At 57.8% G+C, this 595-nt stretch carries 1 protein-coding gene; it reads right to left on the reverse strand.

Annotated features, from left to right (window positions below; all coding sequences use genetic code 11):
- A partial coding sequence (locus ACQRBT_RS28275; RefSeq protein WP_427851696.1) for an immunoglobulin-like domain-containing protein occupies nucleotides 1–595 on the reverse strand: 595 nt, incomplete at both ends.

Consider the following 595-nt stretch of genomic DNA (forward strand, 5'->3'; position numbering starts at 1 on the left):
AGGGTGACGGTCAGCGGGTTGGTGATGTTAGTTACCGGCGCGCCGTTTTTATCCACAAGGCTGGCGGTGTAGACGATGTTGCCGCCTTCACCGACGGTGTTGGTGGCCGTCAGTACCACATCGACTTTGTCGATGGTGTCGTTGATCGTGGTGGTCGCGCCGTTGCCTGCAACTTCCAGCTTCTCGAAGTTACCGCCGGTGGCGTCAGTGATCTTGACGGTCTGGGTGCTCTTATCGATGAACACGTCATCGCTAGGTGCAGGAACGGTCACAGTGCCGACGGTATCGCCAGCCTTGATGGTGATGGTGGAACCGTTGTCGAGTTTCAGCGTGACGTCAGTACCCGCTTTGTTAGAAAGCGTGGCGGTGTACGTAATCTGACCACCTTCATTAACTGCGTTTGGCGCGGTCAGGGTCACGGTGGTGGTGTCCGCAGTGCCCGGAGTATCGGTAACGGTGGTGTTCACCGGCGTAGTGCCCGGTACCAGGTTCTCGAAGTGCTCGCCGCCGGTGACGCCTTTGATGGCGGTGGTGACGGTTTGATCGCCTTTATAGACGTCGTTTGGAGCGACTACAGAAACAGACCCGCTCGACT

The sequence above is a fragment of the Pseudomonas sp. R19M genome, from assembly GCF_050312585.1.
Taxonomy (GTDB): domain Bacteria; phylum Pseudomonadota; class Gammaproteobacteria; order Pseudomonadales; family Pseudomonadaceae; genus Aquipseudomonas; species Aquipseudomonas palleroniana.